General features: G+C 44.5%; 4 protein-coding genes. 3 read left to right on the forward strand and 1 reads right to left on the reverse strand.

The window, feature by feature from the left end:
- The first annotated feature begins 852 nt into the window (after positions 1-852).
- Positions 853-1,497: a 3-isopropylmalate dehydratase small subunit gene (gene leuD / locus C7N83_RS13210; protein WP_106743203.1), complete on the forward strand. Its 645-nt coding sequence runs from the start codon at positions 853-855 to the stop codon at positions 1,495-1,497.
- A 1,124-nt stretch (positions 1,498-2,621) separates the two neighbouring features.
- Positions 2,622-2,768, forward strand: a complete 147-nt coding sequence (locus C7N83_RS14990; protein WP_170064920.1) for a hypothetical protein — start codon at positions 2,622-2,624, stop codon at positions 2,766-2,768.
- 93 nt (positions 2,769-2,861) lie between these two features.
- Here C7N83_RS14990 and C7N83_RS13220 read toward each other — a convergent pair whose 3' ends face one another.
- Positions 2,862-3,248 carry a hypothetical protein gene (locus C7N83_RS13220; protein ID WP_146135172.1) on the reverse strand — a complete coding sequence of 129 codons (387 nt, stop codon included), beginning with the start codon at positions 3,246-3,248 and terminating at the stop codon, positions 2,862-2,864.
- Between the two features lie 215 nt (positions 3,249-3,463).
- Between C7N83_RS13220 and C7N83_RS13225 the strand changes: the two genes are divergently transcribed.
- Entirely contained in the window at positions 3,464-3,844 is a 381-nt protein-coding gene (locus C7N83_RS13225) for a hypothetical protein (RefSeq protein ID WP_146135173.1), read from the forward strand.
- The last annotated feature ends 75 nt before the right edge of the window (positions 3,845-3,919 follow it).

Here is a 3,919-nt window from a genome sequence, read left to right on the forward strand (position 1 = left end):
CAACCTCAATTCCTGCCGTTGGCTGACCGGTTTGCAGGTTAAGAACGTGTACGCTTAGTGGGTTTTTCGCTGCAGCCGGCTGGGCTGCGACAGCAGCCACGCCAGAGGTCATCAGTAATGTGGCAATTAAAGCATATGAAATTTTCATCAATGTTTCCTTTGTTGACTGTTTGAAGCTGGGTGATAATGACACTCCATTACGACAATACCTCAACACTCACAGCATACGCTATGCCGCCGAACGCGACTGTGATGGAGCACAAACTGCAGCATATTAATCGTGTATTATATTACCACACCGATCAAAATTGCGCACGGCAGACATTCGGGCCGAAAGCGAAAACATGCTTCCACAATACATTAGGCTGTGGTGGGAACACGTAAAATTTTTACAACCTGAAACACAAAAATGTCTGCTACATCATTTCTACCCACCGCAAAAAAATGCAGAAACCGTTGCTGCAACCATCTGGCACAAACTGTAAACATAGAGATGCTGTCTGAAAAAACAGATTAAAAAAATTATCAAATTTTCAGACGGCTCGATATTCCGGTTTGTCTTTTTCAAAAAATTTTGGCATGATGGGAAACACAGCATCAGGCTGTACTTTCAAAATCCATAAGGAGCTTCAAACATGAAAAAAAATCATATTGCCCGCCATCGCCCTAATGGCACTGTTATCCGCCTGCAACACCATTTCCGGTATAGGTAAAAACATAAGCAGAGCAGACAATACCATGAGCAGTGGCTAAGAAAATGTAAAAATTATTGATTTTTCCACTGATGATGCCTTGTTCTACGGGGCTTTTATCCTGAAACACCACACAAGTTACCGTATTTGAAAGTACACCATGAAAGCTTTTACCAAAATTACCGCACTAGTTGCCCCGCTTGACCGCGTGAATGTCGACACCGACGCCATCATTCCAAAACAATTCTTAAAATCCATCAAACGCAGCGGCTTCGGCCCAAATGCCTTTGATGAATGGCGTTATCTTGATCACGGCGAACCAGGCATGGACAACAGCAAACGCCCGCTTAATCCTAATTTTCCACTCAATCAGTTGCGCTACCAAGGCGCACAGATCCTACTAACACGCAAAAATTTCGGCTGCGGTTCGTCTCGCGAACATGCCCCTTGGGCTCTGGATGACTACGGTTTCCGTGCCGTCATTGCACCTTCGTTTGCCGATATCTTCTTCAACAACTGCTACAAAAACGGCCTGTTGCCCATCGTCTTGACTGAAAAGCAGGTCAACCGGCTTTTCCGAGAAGTTGAAGCGCAAGAAGGTTATTCACTTGCCATTGATTTGGAAACTCAGACCGTCACCACACCAAGCGGCGATGAGTTCGCATTCGACATCACCGAACACCGCAAACATTGCCTACTCAACGGCTTGGACGAAATCGGCCTGACCCTGCAGCACGCCGATGAAATCCATGAGTTTGAAGAAAAACACAAAGCTGCCCAACCTTGGCTGTATCATAACGTATAATTGTCAAACAGGCCATCTAAAAGTCGAAATGCTTTCAGACGGCCTGAGATTGTTGTAGGCCGGCTTGGCCGCTCCAAACGGCGTAATCCGACATTTTCCCACAGGGAAAATCAAAAAACCTGCCATTACAATTATAATTGAAGCGTGCAGCAGCTTTAGTATTTTAAGCTTATCCTTATGGACAAGTGTCGGAGTATGTCTATCACCGAGAATCCCTTTTAGGAACGGCGTGACCATCCAACTTAACCTGATCTACATCATACCATACAACCCCCCCCCCGATGCTATAACAATAATGAGGCGGAAATTAAGCCTACCATATACAATGTGAGAGCCGTTTCTTCATAATTATCTGTATTATTTATAAAATTTTAAAATGCAACCCACCTAGCCAAGTAAAAAAGTGAAACCGAAATTTTACGGCAAACTCCACTGACCGGATATGATTTAGACAATCAGCTGCCTATTCTGCGTTACGGAAATAGTTGGTAGTGTCCTGAAAAGTGTGATGACATTTAAACATCATCATAATTGATGTAAAAAAATCCCAGTTCAAATATTTTTTAAGATGATAAAACAAAACCTTAAAAAAAAAAAACAGCAACTTCAACGTATTACCCTACTCATTCTGTGAAGAAAGTGACAATTGTTATCTTCAATCCCCACAGTATGCTGCTTGCCAACCTATCAGTTTCGTTGCTGCCGATGGGCTTGAATATTGATGTGTTGGAGGCGCCTGTTCTCGTGTGAGCATCAGGGTAGTGTGGATATTGGGGTTGCTGCTGACGACGGTACCGTCAGGCAGATTGGCGAAGTCCAAATGTTTGCAGTAGAGGTACGATGTCGGCAAAATCAAGATGCAAGGCGGTGTCACGCCGGGCGTTGGCAATGTGGTCGGTGACCATAGTCGGATGTCCTGCCTAAGGGGTTATTTGCTACTGTAACCCTTAACATACCTTTATCAATCCAGCGTTTAAATTAAATAATGGTCAAGATGAATATCCATTTTTTATCATGGTCAAGCCGTTTATCAATAATCTTCAACACGGATTTTAAACACCGCTTTGCGTATTATTTTTTTTTTTATTTACCAGTAGCACGTGTCCGTCATTGAGGAAAACACCATGAATTCGCTGACATCGATTTCTAACCAAGTTCCGCCGCATCATCAAAAAAACCAATATACATTCTTCATCGTAGCTCCAACCGTTTTTCAGACGGCTGCGGCCTGCCTAGCTATTATTCATCAAATTAAAAGATTTTTAAAATGATGCCCAATCATCTGAAGTAATACGGTCATACATTCACTCACATCAAGCACATCACAGCACTTGTGTCAGTCCGTATAACAATACCGTCAGACATTATTTTTCTTTTAATAACAATAACAAAGTCTTTTGCTTAGTGTCTTCTATAACAGCAGTATAACCCCTTCTTTGTCGTTTTAAGATACCAAACACAGCCACTTTTCCTGCGGCTCTGAGACCGCATTTGCCTTTATACTGATGGCCGGAATAACGCTCATCCAACCCGGCAGAACCGCTGAAAACCCCATCGGCTTGAAGTTCTAAATGGCAGGCTGTGACTTGGCGGATTTTGCGGCATAGTCGGATTGGCTTGGATGCCCGAAATACCGGCGGCGGAACGGGCGCAGTTCGTTCCAATACAGGAACTGAAGCCGTTTCTTTGGGACACGCTTTTTTAATTTGCAACAGCTTATCTTCATTTTTGCAGCCCATCATGACTGCCAATCTACGTCAGCCCTAAATGAATCATGACAACGCAGGACAGGTCGGATTCCGGAATCTGGCATTTACTTAAAAAGCCAGGAAACCATTTTAATTCAAGGTCACGTTCATACCTGCAGGCAAAGGGCCAATACGGGCATCCGACCTACCCGTGTGTTCATTTTTAAGTGAATCAGTCATATACTGAAATCCTCATACAAAAAGGCCGTCTGAAAACATTGAACTGCACCCAAAAAGTCGGACGCCCTTTCCAACTAAAAAGGTGCGGTTTTCTGCAGTTTTCTTACTGTCCGAATATACACCGGACTTCAAATACCGGGCTTACCCCATTATCACCAAGTGCACAGCCGGCAGCGCGCTTCAAAGCCTCACGCACACACCTGCGCCAGCGGATAGCCGCCTGTCGGCAAGGCGGCACCGCCGCACCACTGCAAAACCCGCAGACAAACCCCATACAAACCAAACGCAAAAACCCGTTTGCCACCGATAAGCCCGATAAAGCTGAGCGCCAAAACCGGCTTCGGCCGTCTTTCGGCTTAGTGGCAAACACCGGCGGATTGCTGCAGCAGGCCGAGACCTTTACAAAACCCAACCCATAATCAAAAAAAGCGTACTTAGGTGACTAACGTACGCTTTTTTTCAATATTAAATGCCCCATAATTACCTATGATTCC

The organism is Neisseria iguanae, from assembly GCF_003013245.1.
GTDB lineage: Bacteria > Pseudomonadota > Gammaproteobacteria > Burkholderiales > Neisseriaceae > Neisseria > Neisseria iguanae.